Below are 18,414 nucleotides of genomic sequence, written 5' to 3' on the forward strand. Positions count from 1 at the left end.
CCCTTGATACAGATCAAGTCTGCTGTGCGTCGGATTACCATGCGTTTGTTCCAGCGCAGTATGGGAGCCCGGTCGTAGTGTCGCCTCCCCGGCTGGCGCCGTCTGTGCGTTTCCACACGCTCTGCGCGCGCCGCCATTTGAAGCAAGGAATGCATAAAACACAATGCCCGCTTGATACCATCCTCACCCCCTATTTTCGACATACAGCATGCATCTCATCATCATGTTCGACGCTGACGACAATGACAACTATCTGTACGGCGGGGTGCGCGTGCGGTGCCTGCTGCCGCCGCACACGCCTGAGGCAGCGCAAAGGCGGCGCAGGGGCGCTCGCTACAATGCGCCATGCCTACCCCTCACGACCTCGGATACCGCTCGCTGTTCGCCCACCCTGAACTGGTGCGCGAACTGATCGCGGATTTTACGTCCTTCACCTTGTTCGATGACGTTGCGCTATCGGCCTTCGAGCGGGTCAACCCCGCGTATGTGAGCGATCATTTGTCGGCGCGCCAGGACGATATCGTCTGGCGCGTGCGGCTGGGCGACGAGTTCCTTTACGTATACATCCTCCTGGAATGCCAGTCCGGCGTGGACCGCTGGATGGCCTTGCGCATGCAGACCTACATCGGCTTGCTGTTCCAGGACCTGATCAAGGGTCACGAATTGTCCCCTGGCCTGCTGTTGCCGCCGGTGCTGCCGCTGGTGTTCTACAACGGCGTGCCGCGCTGGAGCGCCAGCATGGACTTGTCCGGCCTCCTCATGCAAGCGCCAGACGAGCTGGCGGCCTTGCAGCCATCCCAGCGCTACGTGCTGATCGACCAGCAGCGCCTCGACAAGACGGCGCTGGAAGCGAATGCCAGCTTGCTGGCGCTGCTGTTCCGGCTTGAACTTTCAGCCGCTCCCGATGTCTCAAAAAATGTCTTTGCTGCGCTGACGACTTGGTTCAAGGGATCACCCCAGGCTAACTTGCGGCGTTCGGTTCAGGTGTGGATCAATGCACTGCTGGCACGCGGAGCCAGCAAAGAGGAATTGCGCATGGTTGACAGTGTGGAGGAGGGTGCTGACATGGGCGGTAAGCTTGCAATCTGGGCCGAGCAGTTCGAGGAACTCGGCTTTCAAAAGGGAAGCGCCGAAGGCATGGAGAAAGGCATGGAGAAAGGCATGGAGAAAGGCAAGGCGGAAGGCCAGGTCATCGCACTGCGCGGGGTGCTGGGCAGGCTGTTGCGCAATCGGTTCGGCGCGTTGCCGGCGCCGGCAACGCAGCGTATCGGCCACGCCACGCAGGCTGAGCTCGAACAGTGGTTCGAGCGCAGCCTCAACGCGCCCAGCTTACAGACGGTGTTTGACGATGGCGCGCCAGCCACGTAGTCCGGCGATACATTCCAACATGCTGTCGCCCGCACATTAACAACAATGGAAGCCGAGGCGGCTGCATCCTGCGCCACCCGGGCACCCGCCGAAGCGCATCGCTGAACCGGCAATCCGCATGACCGGCGGATATCCTTCCTTGCATCGCCAGCCGGATACTGACTGTTGAAACATCCGGCTAGCGCAGGCGCGCCAGATGCCTGCGCACCGACAGCACCGCGCCAACCAGCCCGAGCGTGGCGCTGACGGCCAGCAGCACACCCATCGCCACCGGATTGAGGGGCGCCAGCTGGAAGGACGAGCCGTACAGGTGCGCGAACTCGCCGATGGCGGTATTGAGCGGCTGCAAGGACAAGGTCACCGCGCCCAAGGCCACGGCGCCGGCGCACAAGCCCAGCAGGCCCCCGGTGTAATAGAAGGGACGGTGGATGAAGCCATCGGTCGCCCCGATCAGCTTGCTCACGGCGATTTCGTCGCGCTGGGTCAGCACCTGCAGGCGGATCGTGTTGAACACCACCGCAATGACCACCATGCCGAGCGTGACGGCCAGCAGCAGCAGGATCAGGCGCAGCACGCGCAGCAGGGCGGCCAGGCGCTTGACCCAGGCCGAATCGACCTGCACCGAATCCACACCAGGCAGGGCGCGCAGGCGCGTGGCGAAGGCGTCGACACTGCCCGCTTCGCTCACGCTGCGGAAACTGTCGAGCTTTAATACATAGCCGTCCGGCAATGGATTCTCGCCCAGGGTGGTCAGCACCTCGGCCAGGCCGCTCTTGCTCTTGAGGCTGTCGAGCGCCTGTTCGCGCGAGACGAACACGATGCGCGACTTGGGATCGGCCAGGATCGCGCGGATTGCCGGTTCCAGCGCCTGGGCCTGCTCGCGCGTGGTCTCGGCCTTGGCGAAGACGCTGATTTCCGGCTCGACCGACAATTGCTCGGACATCGGCCGCACATTGTCGAGCAGGGTCAGGCCGGCGAACGGCAGGGTGAGCGCGATGGCGACCACGATCACGTTGAACAGGAAGCTGAGCGGCGACTTGCCCAGCTGGCCGAGCGCCGAGCCGATGGCGAAACCGTGTTGGCGGAACCAGCGCTTCATGCGGCGTCTCCCACCACGGCGCCATGGTCGAGCCGGATCACGCGCGCGCTGCCCTGGCGCGCGGCGTCGTACAGCACCAGTTCGTCGTGAGTGGCGATCAGGCAGGTCACCCCCACCGAGTGAAAGGCGCGCAGGGCGTCGAGCACCTTGTCGGCGCTGGCGCGATCCAGATTGGCCGTCGGTTCGTCGGCCAGGATGATCTGGGGCCGGTTGACGATGGCGCGGGCAATGGCCACGCGCTGCTGTTCGCCGCCCGACAATTCGAGCGGCCTGGCCAGCGCGCGTCCCTCCAGCCCGACTTTTTCCAGCGCGGCGCGGGCCCGCAGTTCAGCCTCGGCCTTGGAAGCGCCGGTGACCAGCAGCGGCAGCATGGTATTGGCCAGGATCGAACGGTCGGTCAGCAAGCGCTGTTGCTGGAAAATCAGGCCGAGATTGCGCCGCAGATAAGGCAGGCTGGCATTTTTCATGCGCCCGATATCCTGATCGTTGACCAGCACGCTGCCCGAGGTGGGACGCTCCATGGCCGCGATCATCTTGAGCAGGGTCGATTTGCCGGCGCCGGACGGGCCGGCCAGGTAGACCAGTTCGCCGCGCGCGACGTTCAGGTTGACCTCGCGCAGGGCGATCGCATCGGCCGAGTAGTGTTTGGAGACGCAGCGAAATTCGATCATGGACGCTTATCCCAGCAGCGCCTCGACGAAGTCGTCGGCGCTGAACGGTTGCAAGTCTTCGATTTTTTCGCCGACCCCGATGAAATACACGGGAATCGGGCGGGTACGGGCGATCGCGGCCAGCACGCCGCCCTTGGCGGTGCCGTCCAGCTTGGTAATGACGAGGCCGGTCAGCTGCAAGGCGTCGTCGAAGGCCTTGACCTGGGCCAGGGCATTCTGGCCGGTATTGCCGTCGATGACCAGCAGCACTTCGTGCGGGGCGCCATCCATGCCCTTGCCGATCACGCGCTTGATCTTTTTCAGTTCTTCCATCAGGTGCAGCTGGGTCGGCAGGCGCCCGGCCGTGTCGACCATGACCACGTCCATCTTGCGCGCCTTGCCGGACTGCACGGCGTCGAAAGCCACGGCGGCCGGGTCGCCCGATTCCTGGGCGATCACGGTGACATTGTTGCGCTGGCCCCAGACCATCAATTGCTCGCGCGCGGCGGCGCGGAAGGTGTCGCCGGCGGCCAGCAGCACCGATTGCTCGTACTTCTGCATGTGCTTGGCGAGCTTGCCGATGGTGGTGGTCTTGCCGGCGCCGTTCACGCCAGCGATCATCAGCACCAGCGGTTCGTGGCGGCCCAGTTCGAGCGGCTTGACGAGCGGGCGCAGCATGTCGGTCATGAGCACCTTGAGCGCGGCCTTGACGGCGGCCGCATCGAGCAGCTTGTCTTCCTTGACTTTGCGGCGCAGCTCGGTGAGCAGGTAATCGGTGGCATCCATGCCGGCGTCGGACATGAGCAGGGCCGCTTCGAGTTCCTCGTACAGGTCTTCATCGATGCGGGCGCCCACGAACAGCAGGCTCAGATTGTTCGAGGTCTTCGACAGGCCCGCTTTCAGGCGCGCCATCCATGAGCTTTTGCTGTCGCTGTCGTTGCCGAGGCGCTCGGCGGTTTCCGAAATCAGCTCGCTGCCGAAGACGGGCGCCGGCGGCGGCGCGACGAAGGTCGAGGTGCTGCCGTAACGGCGTGACGGGGGCGCGGCAGGCGCCTGCGCGGCGACGGGGGCGGGCGGCACGACGGGTGGGGGCACGGCCGCTACCGGCGGAGGCGGAGCGCTCTGCGGTGGCGGCGCAAGATCGGGAGCGGGCGGTTTTTTCTTAAAAAAACTAAACATGGGAGTGTGTTGGAGGGCGCAGCATGCTGATGCCCGGCGGCGCCGGGCACGACGAAATCGATGCCGCGTATTTTACCAGAGCAGGACGGGGTTTCCTGCGCCGGGCTGGCCAGGATGTGCCGCGCAGCGCAACGACAGCTCCATTAAGCGCCGGCAGCGCCGTTCTGGGCCCGCCAGCGTGCCAGCGCCGCATCGATGTCCTGCAGGTCGAGCACCCGGTTCGGGCCCAGCTGACGGCGGGCCAGCGCGGCGCAGCTGCCGCCGGCCCACACCTGCACGCTTTCGCCCAGCCGGTTCTGCAGCTCCATCACGTTGTCGACCGCCGCGCGCGGCGACATCACGCTCGAAAACGAGAGCGCCACGATGTCGGCGCGCTGCACCCGCGCCGCCTCGACGATGTCGGCCAGCGGCGTCTGCACGCCCAGCGAGACGCAATGCGCCCCTTCCAGCGCGAACAGCGCTTCGGCCATCAACAGGCCCAGGCCGTGGCGTTCCTGGGGCACGGTGGTGAGCAGGATGCGCGGGGCGGCGTCGAGGTGGCCGGTCTGCTGGTTGGCCGAAAAGATCGCGTTGCGCATCACGCTTTGCAGCAGTTCGGCGAACAGGTGTTCTTCGAAAATGGCCAGGCCGCCGCTGGCCCAGGTGTCGCCCACCAGGGTGGTCAGCGGCGCCACCAGTTCCAGCACGAAGCGGCGCAAGCCCAGTTGCAGCAGCGACTGGGCCATTTTCTGGCGCAGCTCGTGCATCTGGTGCGCCTTGATCATGACCAGGCATTGGCGCAGCAGCGGATCGTCGGCGTCGGCGGCGATGGTGCCGGTGCCGGACTTGCTGGCCATGCTGCTCAATTCTTCCGTGTCCAGGTGCATGATCTTGCCCGGCCGGTAACCCATGTCCAGCAGGCGCTTGACCACGCGCAGGCGCGCCACCTGGTGGAGCGGATACAGGCGCTCGCCGTTGGTGTCGCGCTGCGGCTGCGGAAAGTTGTAGCGCCGCTCCCACACACGCAAGGTTTCCTTGGGGACGCCGGTATCCCGTTCAACGTCGCTGATGCTGCTGAAGACGGCAGTGGTCTGTGCTTGGCTCATTGTCGCGTTCATCGTTTGTTCAGGACATCGTCCCGATTGTAAGTCCAAATAGTAAACAAGAAACTACTCTTTGTATCAGCTTGTTTTCGCAGTCCGCCACAGGCGCGACATGATGCCACGCCTGTCGATCTTCCTGCTGGGCCATGGATTGTATTTCTTGAATCCAATATTCCACCTGCTACGTATACATCCATGACGGTTTAATTTGTCATGGACAAATCGTTGACATATTTCATTATTTCACGGATTATCCGTTGTGTGGCAAATTTGTCCTGGACAAAAAAGAAAGCAGGTGGAATGATGAAGATAGCGGTGATCGGGGCGGGGATTTCGGGCTTGTCGTGCGCATACCGGCTTGTCCAGGGCGGGGCGGATGTGACCCTGTATGAAGCGGGTGCTTACTTCGGTGGCCACAGCAACACGGTGGACGTCACCCTGGATGGCATCACGCATGGTGTGGACACCGGCTTTTTGGTGTTCAACGAGCGCACCTACCCGAACCTGATTGCCCTGTTCGCCGAACTCGGCGTGGACACGGCGCGCAGCGACATGTCGTTTTCGGTCAAGCTGCCGCTCGGCCGGGAGCCGGGCGCGCGCATGCTGGAATGGGCCGGCAGCAACCTCGACACCGTGTTCGCCCAGCGCGGCAACCTGCTGCGGCCGCGCTTTCTGGGCATGGTGCGCGATATCTTGCGTTTCAACCGCCACGCCACCAGCCTGGCCAAGCGCATGCCGACGGGTTTGCCAGCGATGTCGCTGGGAGACTTTCTCGACCAGCATGGCTACAGCGCCCAGTTCCGCGCCTGGTACCTGCTGCCGATGGCGGCCTGCATCTGGTCCTGTCCTTCGGATCAGATGCTGGCCTTCCCGGTGGCGACCTTCATCCGCTTCTGCCACAACCACGGCCTGCTGCAGGTGAGCGACCGGCCCCAGTGGCGCACCGTGCGCGGCGGCTCGCGCAACTACGTCGACAAACTGCTGGCCGCGATTCCCCAGCGCCGCCTGTCGTCGCCGGTCACCAGGGTGAGCCGCAACCCGGCCGGCGGCGCGCGCTCGGTGCGCATCGATACGGCCATGGAAAGCGAGCAGTTCGACCATGTCGTCATGGCGTGCCACAGCGACCAGTCGCTGGCGCTGCTGAACGACGCGCGCGAGGACGAGCGTGCGGTGCTGGCGGCGGTGCGCTACCAGGCCAACCGCGCCGTGCTGCATACGGATGCCAGCTGCCTGCCGCGCAGCCGCAAGGCTTGGTCGGCCTGGAATTACCAGAGCACGGCGTCGGCCACGCCGCAAGTGTGCGTGCACTACCTGCTCAACCAGCTCCAGCCGCTGCCGTTTACCACGCCGGTGATCGTCTCGCTCAACCCGATCGATGAACCGAACCGTGCCCGCGTGCTGGCCTCCTTCGATTACGCGCACCCGGTGTTCGACGACGCCGCGGTCGCCGCGCAAGCGCGCCTGGCCGGCTTCCAGGGCCACCAGAACACCTGGTTCGCGGGCGCCTGGACCGGCTACGGCTTCCATGAAGATGGCCTCAAGTCGGGCGTTGCCGCCGCCGCCGCGCTGACGGGCCTGATGCAGGGCACGCAGCATGCGGCGGCCTGACCCCGCGCCAGACGCGCGCGCGCAGCTGTGCTTCGGCCAGGTGCGCCACACGCGCCTGCGCCCGGTGGCCAATGCGTTCGCCTACGCCACCTATTACGTGCGCCTGCCGCTGCGGGCCATGGGCACCCAGGACTTCGGCTGCGCCCTGTTTTCGCGCAACCGCTTCAATCTGCTGTCGTTTTCCGATGCCGACCATGGCGACGGCAAGGCCGCGCTGGTCGAGTGGATCGACGCGCTGCTGCACAAGGAAGGCATTCTTGATGCCGATGGCGAAGTGTGGCTGCAAACCATGCCGCGCGTGCTCGGCTTCGTCTTCAATCCAGTCTCGTTCTGGTTTTGCCACCGGCGCGACGGCGCCCTGCGCGCGCTGGTGTGCGACGTGCGCAATACCTTCGGCGAGCGCCACTTTTATTTGCTCGACACCGGCGCCGACATCGCCAACGGCGAGGAACTCCACGCGCGCAAGGTATTCCACGTCTCGCCTTTCTGCCAGGTGCAGGGCGGCTACCGCTTCCGCTTCACCCACGTGCTGCGCATGCAGGATGGCCAGCCGCGGGACAGCACCCTGGCCTGCATCGACTACGACGACGCCGACGGCGCGCTGCTGCAAACCAGCCTGTCCGGCACCGCCGCCTTGATCACCGCAAGCAATGTCGCGCGCGCCTTTTTCGGCTTTCCGCTGATGACAGCCGGCGTGGTGGCGCGCATCCATCTTCAGGCGCTGCGCCTCTGGCTGCGGCGCGTGCCATTTTTTTCCAAACCGACTCCACCCCAACATAAGGTAACCCGATGAGCTCCCAATCCCTGCCATCGCTGGCTGCGGCCGCGCCCAGCCTGCGCGCCGCCACACCAGCGCCAACGTCCGCCAAGCTGATTGTCAAGCTGCTCGAGAACCTGAAACACGGCGCCCTGACCTTGATCACGCCGGACGGCGCCAAGCATCACTTCGGCGACGAGTCGGGGCCCGTGATCCTGGAGCTGCACAACTGGAACTGCTTTTCCGCCGCCATGCGCTCGGGCGACATCGGCTTTGCCGAGACCTATATCGACGGCGACTGGAACACCAACAACCTGACCGGCCTGATCGCCCTGCTGGCGCGCAACCGCGCTGTCATCGAAACGCTGGTCTACGGCAGCTGGTGGGGCAGCCTGGCGTACCGCATCAAGCACCTCCTGAACCGCAACAGCAAGGCCGGCAGCCGCAAGAACATCCACGCCCACTACGACATCGGCAACCCGTTCTATCAATTGTGGCTCGATCCGTCGATGACATATTCGAGCGCGCTGTACACCGAAGCGTCGGGCCGCGACCTGGAACAGGCGCAGAAGGCCAAGTACCTGCGCATCCTGGACCAGCTGGAGGTCTCGCCCGGCCAGAAGGTATTGGAAATCGGCTGCGGCTGGGGAGGATTCGCCGAACTGGCGGCGCGCGACGGCGGGGTGCATGTGACGGGACTGACCTTGTCGGAGCAGCAGCTGGCCTACGCCAACGACCGCCTGGAACAAGCCGGCCTGCTTGAGAAGACCGACCTGCGCCTGTGCGACTACCGCGACAGCGCCGGCCAGTACGATGCGATCGCCTCGATCGAGATGTTCGAGGCGGTCGGCGAGAGCTACTGGCCCAGCTACTTCGAATGCATCGCGCGCAACCTCAGATCCGGCGGGCGCGCCTGCGTCCAGACCATCGTCATCGCCGACGAACTGTTCGAGCGCTATCGCAAGGGCACGGACTTCATCCAGCAATTCATTTTCCCGGGCGGGATGTTGCCGTCGCCGTCGGTGTTCGAGCGCATGGCGTCGGAACACGGCCTGACTGTCACCAACCAGCACCGCTTCGGCATCGATTACGCCGACACTCTGGTCGAATGGCGCAAGGCATTCCACGCGCGCCTGGACGAGGTGCGCGCCCAGGGCTTCGACCAGCGCTTCATCCTCACCTGGGAGTTTTACCTGTGCTACTGCGAGGCCGCGTTCCGCGAAAAGAACACCGACGTCATGCACTTCACCCTGACGAAAGCCTGAGATGGGCCGCCGCATGCTGTGGTCCGGCCTTGCGCTGCTGGCGATGCTGGCCTGCGGGCCGGCCGGTGCCGCTCCCGCCCACATCGACGACAACCTGGCGCAGGCACGCTTGGCGGGCAAGGGCAGCTACACCTGGTTCGGACTGACCATCTATGAAGCCGAACTGTGGGTGGGAGAGAAAGGCTATCGCGCCGATCTGCCGTTCGTGCTGGACCTGCGCTACGCGCGCAAGCTAGATGGCGCAAAAATCGCCGAGGCCAGCGCCGAGCAGATGGAAAAAATCGGTGCCGGCAGCGTCGCCCAGCGCGCCCAGTGGCTGGCCAGGATGAAAACCATCTTCCCCGATGTGAAGGAGGGCACCCATCTCAGCGGCGTGTTCGTGCCGGGCGGCGGCGCGCGTTTTTACCTGGACGGCAAGGCGCTGGCGTCGGTGCCCGAGCCGGAGTTCGCGTGCGCCTTTTTCGGCATCTGGCTCGATCCGGCCACCAGCGCGCGTTCGCTGCGCAGCGCGCTGCTCAAAGACGCCGCTCCACGATGAGCCGGCTGTCACTGCCGATGCTGTTCTCGTACGGCCTGTTCGGCCTGCCGCTGGCGATGGTCGCGCTGCCGATCTATGTGTACCTGCCCCAGTTTTATTCCGGACGCGCCGGGCTCTCGCTGGCGCTGATCGGCACCGTCTTGCTCGCGGCGCGGGTGGCCGCCGCCTTCATCGACCCGCTGCTCGGCTGGTGGATCGAGCGCGGGCAGGGCGCCTATCCGCGCTATGTGGCGCTGTCGTTGCCGGTGCTGCTGGCCGGCTTCGTGGCGCTGTTCCACCCGCCGCCGCTGGGCAGCCTGGCGACCATGGCCTGGTTTCTCGGTGCGCTGATGCTGGTGTACGTCGGTTTCAGCATTGCCACCATCGCGCATCAGAGCTGGGGCGCGGCGCTGACCCAGGCCCCGGCAGAGCGCGCGCGTGTGACCGGCGTGCGCGAAGCCTGCGGCCTGGCCGGTGTGGTGCTGGCGGCGGCGGTGACGGGCAAGGCCGGCTACGACGCCCTGAGCGTGGCATTCGGCGTCGCCCTGGCCATGGGCGGCGCGCTGCTGCTGGCCAGGGCGGCGCGGCCGGCCGTCGGCAAGGCAGCCGCCGCGCGCCCCGACTGGCGCGCCATGACCGCGCCGTTTCGCCAGGCGCCGTTTCGCGCCCTGTTCGCGGTGTTGATCGTCAACGGCGTCGCGTCCGCGATTCCGGCCACCTTGTTTCTGTTTTTCGCGGCCGACCGGCTGCGGCTGGGCGCCATGTCCGGCTTGTTCCTGATTCTGTACTTCGGCGCGGCGGCAGCCTCGATGCCCTTGTGGATAAGCGCCGCCGCCCGCTTCGGCGAAGCGCGCGCCTGGGCCGCCGGCATGCTGCTGGCGGCCGCCGTTTTCGTGTGGGCCTTCGGGCTGGGCGCGGGCGCGAGTATCGTGTTCGGGGTGATCTGCCTGCTCTCCGGATTGGCGCTGGGCGCCGACCTGGCGCTGCCGCCGGCGCTGCTGGCTGGCGTGATCGGCGCGGCCGGGCATGCGGGCGGGCGCGAAGCGGCTTACTTCGGCGTGTGGAACTGGGGCGTGCAAATGACCCTGGCGCTGGCCGCCGGCATCGCCCTGCCGCTGCTGGCGTGGCTCGGCTACGTGCCCGGCGCCGGGGGCGGTACCGGCGCGCTGGCGGCAGCTTACGCGCTGCTGCCGTGCGCACTCAAATTGCTGGCCGCCGCCATGTTGTGGCGCGCGCCCCTGCATCAATGTTAGTCGTTGTTACACTACCAAGGATTGAACCATGAAACTCTCCACCATCTTCGCGGCCGGCATGCTTGCGCTGTCCGTGGCCGGATGCAGCACGCCCACGCCCGAGACGTATGCAAAACAGTCGCCGGGTCTCGACATCACGCAGTATTTCAACGGCACCCTGGACGCGCACGGCATGTTCCAGGACCGCTCCGGTGCAGTCATCAAGCGCTTCGTGGTGGTGATGCGCTGCCAGTGGACCGGCGACACTGGTGTGCTCGACGAAGATTTCGTGTACTCGGACGGCACGCGCCAGAAGCGCGTGTGGACCTTGACCAAGACCGGGCAAGGAAGCTTCACGGCCAGCGCGGCGGACGTGGTCGGGCTCGCGCGCGGCACCGTGTCGGGCAATGCGCTGCGCTGGCAGTATGTGCTGGCGCTGCCGGTCGACGGCAAGGTCATCAACATGGACATGGACGACTGGATGTTCCTGATCGACGACAAGGTCATGTTGAATCGCACGGCGATGAGCAAGTTCGGCGTGAACCTGGGCAGCGTGACCTTGTCGTTCACCAAGCGTCAGGCGCCGCAATGAATCCGCGCATCACCGAGTGGCGCGGGCGGCGCGTGTGGATGATCGGCGCTTCCACCGGGATCGGCGAAGCGGCCGCGCACCTGATGCTCGACCTTGGCGCGCGCGTGGCGTTTTCCGCGCGCAGCGCCGACAAACTGGAACAGGTGGTGGCGGGCAAGCAGCATGCGCTGGCGCTGCCGCTGGACGTGATCGATCATGCCAGCGTCGCCGCGGCGTGCCAGCGCATCGTGGCCGCGTGGGGTGGCATCGACCTGGTGCTGATCGTGGCCGGCGGCTACAACGAGATGCGCGCCGACGCGATCGACCTGGCGGCCGCCAACCGGATGATCGACCTGAATCTGCGCGGCGCGTTCAACTGCCTGGACGTGGCGCTGCCGCTGCTGATCCAGCAGGGCGCGGGCGGGATCGGCATCGTGGCGTCGGTGGCCGGCTACGGCGGGTTGCCCAAGGCGCTGGTGTACGGGCCGACCAAGGCGGCCTTGATCAACCTGTCCGAGTCGCTATACCTCGATTTGCGTCCGCGCGGGATCGCCGTGTACCAGATCAATCCGGGCTTCGTGGATACGCCGCTGACGGCCGGGAACGACTTCAGGATGCCGGCCCTGATGAGCGCCGCCGATGCCGCGCAGGCGATGGTGGAGGGGATCGGGCGCGGCGCCTTCCACATCCATTTCCCCAAGCGCTTCACCAACAGCATGCGCCTGGCGCGGCTGCTGCCGTATCGCCTGTACTTTTGGCTGATCCACAAGGTGACGGGATTATGAACCGGGCACCGGAACTGGCCCGGCTGGTGCGCTTCTATGAAAGCATCGAGCGCGCCTCGATGCGCGCCCAGCTGACCCGGATTTACGCACCCGATGCGCAGTTCAAGGACCCGTTCAACGAGGTATGCGGGATTGAACCGATTATCGGCATTTTCGTGCACATGTTTGCACAGGTCGAGCAGCCGCGCTTCGTGGTGAGGTCGACCGTGCTGCAGGGCGACGAGGCTTTCCTGACCTGGGAATTCCTGTTCCGGATGAAGCGCTTGTCGAGCGCGCCGCAATGCATCCGCGGCGCCACCCGGATCCGCTTCAATGCGGACGGGGCGGTCATGATCCATCGCGATTATTGGGACGCCGCCGAGGAGTTATATGAAAAGCTTCCATTAGTAGGAAGTGTCATGCGCTGGCTCAAGCGTGCTGCGAATAAGTAGGCTGTATGAGATGGCACACATATGCATCGATCCGGCTCAAGATTCGCTATGCTTTTATCGGAAAAGGGTATAAATTATTACAAAACGATGACAGGAGGCAGTGTGAAAAGCCCAGACAATTTCAGCTTGTTGATTTCGCCGGAGACGATCCATGTGGCGGGGTCGATGTGGATACGCAACGTCATCGGTTTGGCGTTCATCGCCACGGTGGCTTGTTTCTTTACGGCGCCTGTGACCGAAGCGCCAAGCGCACACGACCGGCCGCTGCCTATGCCAGCCGAGCTTGGTCTTGAACTGCTGCCGCAATCGCAGCTGGTCAGCCCGCAGTAAGCCCTACTTCCCCCCATTTTCAACACAAAGCGCATGGCCGGTCCGGCATGCGCTTTGTCTTGCGCCCGCTTCCAATACCGGTGGTATCGGAAGCGCGCCAGCCCTCGCTTACTTGGCGGCCTTTGCGGCCTCGGCCGTCTTCCTGATGGTTTCCAAGGTCGCATTCGGCGTAATCAAATTGCCGTCATAACGCAGTTCGATCACTGCCGGCAGTGATTTTTCGCGCGTGTGCGCCAGGGCGCGGGCCAGGGCTGGAGCGAATTGCGCGGTCGCATTGACCACTTCGCCGTGGGCGCCATACGCCTTGGCCAGGTCCGCGAAGTCCGGGTTGTGCAAGCTCGTTCCCGAGACCCGGCCCGGATAATCGCGCTCCTGGTGCATGCGGATGGTGCCGAACATGCCATTATTAAAGACGATAATAATCACGCCAGCCTTGTATTGCACCGCCGTCGCCAGTTCCTGGCCATTCATCATGAATTCGCCATCGCCGGCAAAGGTCACCACCGTCCGTGCCGGATCGACAATTTTTGCCGCTATTCCCGAAGGAACGCTATAACCCATCGCGCCATTCGTCGGCGCCAGCTGGGTACGCATGCCGCCGTAGCGGTAAAAGCGGTGCGCCCACGATGCGTAATTGCCGGCGCCGTTCGTGATGATGGTATCGCGCGGCACTTGCGCCATCAATTCCTGCACCACTTGCCACAGGTCGAGCGGGGCCTTGCCATCCTTGAAAATCGGCGGCTGTTCCTGGTAGGCGGCCAGCTCGGCTTTCGCCTCGGCCACGGTGCCGCGCCAGGCGGACGCATCGACCGGCTCCATCGCGGCCAGCATGGCGCAGGCTTGCGCGGCGCCGCTGTTGATCATCAGGTCGGCCTGGTAGACGCTGCCCAGTTCCTCGGCATCGGCGTGGAAGTGCACCAGGCGCTGGCTTGGGACGGGGGAGGCCAGCAGGGTGTAGCCGCCGGTGGTCATTTCGCCCAGGCGCGGGCCGATGGCGATCACCAGGTCGGCGTTTTTCACGCGCGCGGCCAGTGTCGGATTGATGCCGATGCCGACGTCACCTATATAGTTGGGGTGGGCGTTGTCGAGCAAGTCCTGGAAGCGGAAGGTGCAGCCGACCGGCAGGGCATTGGCTTCGGCGAAGCGCTGCAGGTCGGCGCAGGCCTGGGCGTTCCAGCTGGCGCCGCCGAGCAGCACGACCGGTTTTTTCGCGCTGGCGAGCATCTCGCGCAGGGTGGCGATCTGGGCGCTTGACGGCGACGCCTGCACCGGCTGGTAGCGGCGCGTGTCGGCCACCGCAGCGGTATCGATCAGCATGTCTTCCGGCAGCGCCAGCACCACCGGGCCCGGACGGCCGCTGGTGGCGACCTGGAAGGCGCGCGCGATGTATTCGGGGATGCGGTCGGCGCGGTCGATCTGGGTGACCCACTTGGCCATTTGCCCATACATGCGGCGGTAGTCGATCTCCTGGAACGCTTCGCGGTCGATGAAATCGTTGCCCACCTGGCCGATGAACAGGATCATCGGGGTCGAATCCTGGTAGGCCGTGTGCACGCCGATCGAGGCATTGGTGGCGCCCGGGCCGCGCGTGACGAAGCAGATTCCGGGCTTGCCGGTCAGCTTGCCGTAGGCTTCGGCCATGAACGCGGCGCCGCCTTCCTGGCGGTTGATGATGAAGCGGATGTCGGAATCGTGCAGGGCGTCGAGCACGTCGAGGTAGCTTTCGCCGGGGACCCCGAAGGCGGTATCGACGCCGTGAATGTTGAGCGCATCGACCAGGATCTGGCCGCCACTGCGGGAAGGGTGCGTCATGTCGTCTCTGCCTTGATGGTTGAGTATGCGCCATTCTATGCGAGCCGATTCTTGCAAGCTTTTGAAATTACGACATTAAATATCAGAATTACTATCCCTGGCGAAGGGCGCGCGACATCGGCCTGCCTCAAACTGCGGCGATATGGCAGGGCTAACGCGGGTAAATTCTCCGTCCTTCCCGCCGGTTTCCATGGATTTGCTGATCATTCTCGTCCTGATCCTGCTCAATGGCGTATTCGCCATGTCCGAGCTGGCCCTGGTGTTGGCCAAACGGGTGCGGCTCGACAAAATGGCCGCCGAGGGCCGTAGCGGCGCGCGCCCGACAGCGTCACGACCGTCGACGAGATCGGCGGCATGCTCAGGGAAAGGGCCGACGCCGGCATGCTCGACAAAACCGAATCGGCCCTCGCCGCGTGCGGCTTGCTGGAACAGTTGCGCGAGCGGCAGTGGCAGCTGGCTGCAGGACGGGGCCATGCCGCTGGCGCACCTGCGCGAGGTGCTCGGGATCGGCGAGGCGCTGCCCGGAGAAGCGGGCGGGGCGTATCAAACACTGGCCGGTTTTGTTCTGGAGCAACTTGGGCATGTGCCCGCGGTGTCCGACAGCTTTGTGTGGGAACGCTATCGTTTCGAGGTGGTGGACATGGACAGGCACCGGATCGGCCGGGTGCTGGCGACCGAGGCGGGGGAGGCCGGCGGCGCTGCGCCGGCCCGGCCGCGCTGCGCCGGCCCGGCCGCGCTAGTGCGCGCGGCGCTGCTGCCGTCGACCCCGCGGCAGGGGGCGGGCCGCGGGGTCGATGGTTGGCTTGCGTGTATTACCGGACGACGAGCTTGCCGGCGCCTGCATTGCGCAGGACCGATTCGCGCACCTTCGAGGCCTCGATCACGGCCGGTACGTACGGCAGGGTCCAGCCGACGGCATTGCTGATCTTGCAGCTCTCGCCACCCACGCCCAGGGCCGCGTTGTTCAGCACCGAGCCGCTGTCGATGATGGCGCCAACCTTGGACGATGAGCCAGAATTTTCCACCACGTCGCCGCATTCCTTGGCGCCCATGATGTCGAACACGTTCTGTTGCGAGATGATTTTTGCCTTGTAGCCGACGCCGATGCTGTAATGGTGCTCATACAGCTTGGCGCTGCGGTCGCCTTCGTAGTAGTTGTTATACAGGTGGACTTTGCCAAAACGCACGCGTGGCGCGCGCGCCGTGACCTGCCGGTAATGGTTGTTATTGAAGGTGACGGTCAGGTGGCCATCGTCGGAGGTCGTGTTGTCGGAGGAGCCGACCAGGGTATTTTTCTCGTGCATTTCAAACACATTGTGCGACACCGTCACATAGTCGGCACCGTTCTTGATGTCGAGCGCGCCATCGTGGCACTGCTTGCGCTTGCCATTTTCGATCGGAAATTTGTCGTCGGTGCGTGGTGCGTCGGTAAAGGTGTTGTGGTCGATCCAGACGTGGGTCGCGCCATCGACGTTCATGCCGTCATACTGGGAATTCCAGTTGCCGGTCTTGGTGTCTTTTGGGTCCCATATTGGTGCAATATCGCAAGGATTTTCGATGGTCAGGTTACGCACGACAACGTTGTCGACGCCACTGATGACGATGCGGCCATTGACGATGCGGGCGTCGCTGCCCGCGCCAATCAGGGTGGTGTTCGACGGCACTGAAATCAGGCTGCGTACGCGCTGGTCGGTGCTGCTCTTGAAGGCGCCGCCATTGTCGCTGGACGCCATGTCGATGGTGCCGGAAACCTTGATCTGTGCCGGCTTGCCGGCCTGGGCCTTGAGTGCCGTGAGCAGTTGTGAAGGCGAGCTGACCAGATAGACAGCAGTCGATGGCGCCGCCGCACCGCCGCGGGTACCGGTGGTGTAGCTGGCCCAGCCGGTTGCCGCTTGCTTCAGTACGTCGCTGCCGGCCGGCGGGGTGACCGGTGGCGTAACCGGCGGGGTGACCGGTGGCGTGGTGCCGCCGTCGAGCGGGCCGATCGCGCATTTTTTGTCGACATTCGGGTAAGGATCGCTGCCGAACGTGGCGGCGGTGCAGGCAACTTTGCCGCTGAGCGACTTGACCACCCATTTGTTCTTGATGCCGAACGATACCTGGCGCTTGCTGCTGCCGACGTCACAGGTGCCGCCCTGGGCGGCGCATTTCGAGAAACTCTCCGGCCAGTCCGCGGCGTGGGCGGCGGCGCTGGCGAAAAGGGTGGTGCTGATCAGTGCGGCAAGAGGCAATAGTTTCATTAAGTTTCCTTTTTAATAATTATCCATATTGTAATAGTAGGTATGTACATCGGGTAACTTTGGCGCGATCACATTTTTTTCGTGATCGATATCGAAATCGGTATGGGTGGCGCGATAACAAACGGAAACTTTGTCCTGAAGGGCCGGGGCGCGGTACAATGGCGGGGTGAAGCAGGCCAGACAGTCGCTGGCTGGCGCGTAATGCGTCGGCGGGAGGAAGGTCCGGACTCCATAGAGCAGGGTGACGGTTAATGGCCGTCCGCTGAAAGCCGACCGGCGCAAGCCGGGGAGTATAAGGCGAGGAATAGGGCCACAGAGACGAGCGTATTAAGTTACGGTGAAACGCGGTAACCTCCACCTGGAGCAATCCCAAATAGGCACGCGTTGAGGCGGCTCGCGGAGCGTGCGGGTAGGGAGCTTGAGCGCCGGAGTAATTCGGCGCCTAGAGGAATGGCTGTCATAGCGAATGCCTGCAAGGGTAGTCGCCGTAACAAAATCCGGCCTATCGGCCTGCTTCACATTGAATATTCGGCGCGCAAGGCGCCGTGCAAGGCCTCTCCACCGTCCCGGCGGGGCGGCGCAAGGTTGTCATTTCCCCCGCATTATGTGCCGGTTTCCACTCCCCTGGAGTGCCTTATGGCACAGCAGCGCAAGCGATTCCGGCCGCACGGCTGCCTCCTGAACCGATCCACTACCACACTCCCTCGTCCGCGCCGGACAATTTACTCATCCGTTGCGTAAAAGTAAGCAGATGTAATTATTTTAAGCTTTGTTGTGTCTCGCAAACCCATGTGTATAGATGAGGTTGAACATTCACTGTCTTGGCTAAGTCTCTAATTTTTCGACATATTTTACTTTGAAGATCCTTCAAGGTAATGCGCTAAGTCCTTGACTTCATTAACAAAATTCCCTTTTAGCACGATTGAAAGCGCTTGACCGTCCAGATGGCTTCCTCTAAAGTGGGCAACTGTGTGAAAAAGTGTAGTTTTGTGGGAGAGAAAAGATGCTCCTGGCGCCAAAACACCGACTTCATAATAACTTTTCCAAGTAGGTAACTCGTGTTTCAAGGCGCGTCCGCAATCAATCTCGATGCGAAAGGCAGGATGTCCATTCCCGCCAAGCATCGCGACGCACTCGCAGTCCAGTGCGAAGGCCGCCTCACGCTTACCCGCCACCCGCACGGGTGCCTGCTGTTTTTTCCGCGTCCGGTGTGGGAATCGCACCGCGAGCAGATTGCCGCTTGGCCGATGTCGGCCCGCGCGTGGCAACGCATCTTCCTCGGCAACGCTTGCGATGTCGAGCTCGATTCCGCCGGCCGCATCCTCATTTCCCCCGAGTTGCGCAGCGCCGTGGGCTTGACCCGCGAAGTCATGCTGCTGGGCATGGGCAGCCATTTCGAGATCTGGGATGCCGCCAAGCTGGCCGAGGACGAGCAAGCCGCCGTCGCCGGTGGCATGCCCGATGTCTTATCTAATTTCTCTTTCTAAG

General features: G+C 64.0%; 18 protein-coding genes and 1 other RNA gene. 13 read left to right on the forward strand and 6 right to left on the reverse strand.

The window, feature by feature from the left end:
- Positions 1-345 precede the first annotated feature (345 nt).
- The gene (locus tag IV454_RS13860) at positions 346-1,368 is read left to right on the forward strand and encodes an Rpn family recombination-promoting nuclease/putative transposase (protein WP_206091917.1); all 1,023 of its coding nucleotides are present in this window, start codon (positions 346-348) and stop codon (positions 1,366-1,368) included.
- 178 nt (positions 1,369-1,546) lie between these two features.
- On the opposite strand, the gene ftsX is transcribed toward IV454_RS13860, so the two are convergent.
- The 4 genes from ftsX to IV454_RS13880 form a co-directional block, all read right to left on the reverse strand.
- Positions 1,547-2,467 carry a permease-like cell division protein FtsX gene (ftsX, locus tag IV454_RS13865; protein ID WP_206091918.1) on the reverse strand — a complete coding sequence of 307 codons (921 nt, stop codon included), beginning with the start codon at positions 2,465-2,467 and terminating at the stop codon, positions 1,547-1,549.
- Positions 2,464-3,138 carry a cell division ATP-binding protein FtsE gene (locus IV454_RS13870; protein WP_206091919.1) on the reverse strand — a complete coding sequence of 225 codons (675 nt, stop codon included), beginning with the start codon at positions 3,136-3,138 and terminating at the stop codon, positions 2,464-2,466. The genes ftsX and IV454_RS13870 overlap by 4 nt, the downstream gene beginning before the upstream one ends.
- Positions 3,139-3,144: 6 nt before the next feature.
- Positions 3,145-4,296, reverse strand: a complete 1,152-nt coding sequence (gene ftsY / locus IV454_RS13875) for a signal recognition particle-docking protein FtsY (protein WP_206091920.1) — start codon at positions 4,294-4,296, stop codon at positions 3,145-3,147.
- A 143-nt stretch (positions 4,297-4,439) separates the two neighbouring features.
- Entirely contained in the window at positions 4,440-5,381 is a 942-nt protein-coding gene (locus IV454_RS13880; protein WP_206091921.1) for a MerR family transcriptional regulator, read from the reverse strand.
- A 300-nt stretch (positions 5,382-5,681) separates the two neighbouring features.
- On the opposite strand from IV454_RS13880, the gene IV454_RS13885 reads away from it, so the two are divergent.
- The 9 genes from IV454_RS13885 to IV454_RS13925 all read left to right on the forward strand — a co-directional run bounded on the left by IV454_RS13885 (position 5,682) and on the right by IV454_RS13925 (position 12,874).
- Positions 5,682-6,986 carry an NAD(P)/FAD-dependent oxidoreductase gene (locus IV454_RS13885; RefSeq protein ID WP_206092666.1) on the forward strand — a complete coding sequence of 435 codons (1,305 nt, stop codon included), beginning with the start codon at positions 5,682-5,684 and terminating at the stop codon, positions 6,984-6,986.
- Positions 6,973-7,779, forward strand: a complete 807-nt coding sequence (locus IV454_RS13890) for a DUF1365 domain-containing protein (RefSeq protein ID WP_206091922.1) — start codon at positions 6,973-6,975, stop codon at positions 7,777-7,779. The genes IV454_RS13885 and IV454_RS13890 overlap by 14 nt, the downstream gene beginning before the upstream one ends.
- Positions 7,776-9,008 carry an SAM-dependent methyltransferase gene (locus tag IV454_RS13895; RefSeq protein WP_206091923.1) on the forward strand — a complete coding sequence of 411 codons (1,233 nt, stop codon included), beginning with the start codon at positions 7,776-7,778 and terminating at the stop codon, positions 9,006-9,008. Before IV454_RS13890 ends, IV454_RS13895 begins: the two co-directional genes overlap by 4 nt.
- 1 nt (position 9,009) lies before the next feature.
- The gene (locus IV454_RS13900) at positions 9,010-9,546 is read left to right on the forward strand and encodes a chalcone isomerase family protein (protein ID WP_229522235.1); all 537 of its coding nucleotides are present in this window, start codon (positions 9,010-9,012) and stop codon (positions 9,544-9,546) included.
- On the forward strand, positions 9,543-10,778 hold the full coding sequence (locus tag IV454_RS13905; protein ID WP_206091924.1) for an MFS transporter: 1,236 nt from the start codon (positions 9,543-9,545) through the stop codon (positions 10,776-10,778). The genes IV454_RS13900 and IV454_RS13905 overlap by 4 nt, the downstream gene beginning before the upstream one ends.
- 28 nt (positions 10,779-10,806) lie before the next feature.
- Positions 10,807-11,349, forward strand: coding sequence for a DUF3833 domain-containing protein (locus tag IV454_RS13910; protein ID WP_206091925.1), 543 nt, complete (start codon positions 10,807-10,809; stop codon positions 11,347-11,349).
- A complete protein-coding gene (locus IV454_RS13915; protein WP_206091926.1) occupies positions 11,346-12,113 on the forward strand; it encodes an SDR family NAD(P)-dependent oxidoreductase in 768 nt (255 codons plus the stop codon). The genes IV454_RS13910 and IV454_RS13915 overlap by 4 nt, the downstream gene beginning before the upstream one ends.
- A complete protein-coding gene (locus IV454_RS13920) occupies positions 12,110-12,544 on the forward strand; it encodes a nuclear transport factor 2 family protein (protein WP_206091927.1) in 435 nt (144 codons plus the stop codon). The genes IV454_RS13915 and IV454_RS13920 overlap by 4 nt, the downstream gene beginning before the upstream one ends.
- A 102-nt stretch (positions 12,545-12,646) precedes the next feature.
- Positions 12,647-12,874: a hypothetical protein gene (locus IV454_RS13925; RefSeq protein WP_054266443.1), complete on the forward strand. Its 228-nt coding sequence runs from the start codon at positions 12,647-12,649 to the stop codon at positions 12,872-12,874.
- 108 nt (positions 12,875-12,982) lie between these two features.
- Here IV454_RS13925 and IV454_RS13930 read toward each other — a convergent pair whose 3' ends face one another.
- Entirely contained in the window at positions 12,983-14,686 is a 1,704-nt protein-coding gene (locus IV454_RS13930; protein WP_206091928.1) for a thiamine pyrophosphate-binding protein, read from the reverse strand.
- A gap of 190 nt (positions 14,687-14,876) precedes the next feature.
- On the opposite strand from IV454_RS13930, the gene IV454_RS13935 reads away from it, so the two are divergent.
- The gene (locus tag IV454_RS13935) at positions 14,877-15,611 is read left to right on the forward strand and encodes a transporter associated domain-containing protein (protein WP_307730223.1); all 735 of its coding nucleotides are present in this window, start codon (positions 14,877-14,879) and stop codon (positions 15,609-15,611) included.
- On the opposite strand, the gene IV454_RS13940 is transcribed toward IV454_RS13935, so the two are convergent.
- On the reverse strand, positions 15,499-16,926 hold the full coding sequence (locus IV454_RS13940) for a pectate lyase family protein (RefSeq protein ID WP_206091929.1): 1,428 nt from the start codon (positions 16,924-16,926) through the stop codon (positions 15,499-15,501). The genes IV454_RS13935 and IV454_RS13940 overlap by 113 nt on opposite strands.
- A gap of 168 nt (positions 16,927-17,094) precedes the next feature.
- On the opposite strand from IV454_RS13940, the gene rnpB reads away from it, so the two are divergent.
- Positions 17,095-17,447, forward strand: an RNA gene (rnpB, locus tag IV454_RS13945) — RNase P RNA component class A.
- A gap of 537 nt (positions 17,448-17,984) precedes the next feature.
- A complete protein-coding gene (gene mraZ, locus IV454_RS13950; RefSeq protein WP_054266448.1) occupies positions 17,985-18,413 on the forward strand; it encodes a division/cell wall cluster transcriptional repressor MraZ in 429 nt (142 codons plus the stop codon).
- Position 18,414 lies beyond the last annotated feature (1 nt).

The sequence above is a fragment of the Massilia antarctica genome, assembly GCF_015689335.1.
GTDB classification, from domain to species: domain Bacteria; phylum Pseudomonadota; class Gammaproteobacteria; order Burkholderiales; family Burkholderiaceae_D; genus Telluria_A; species Telluria_A antarctica.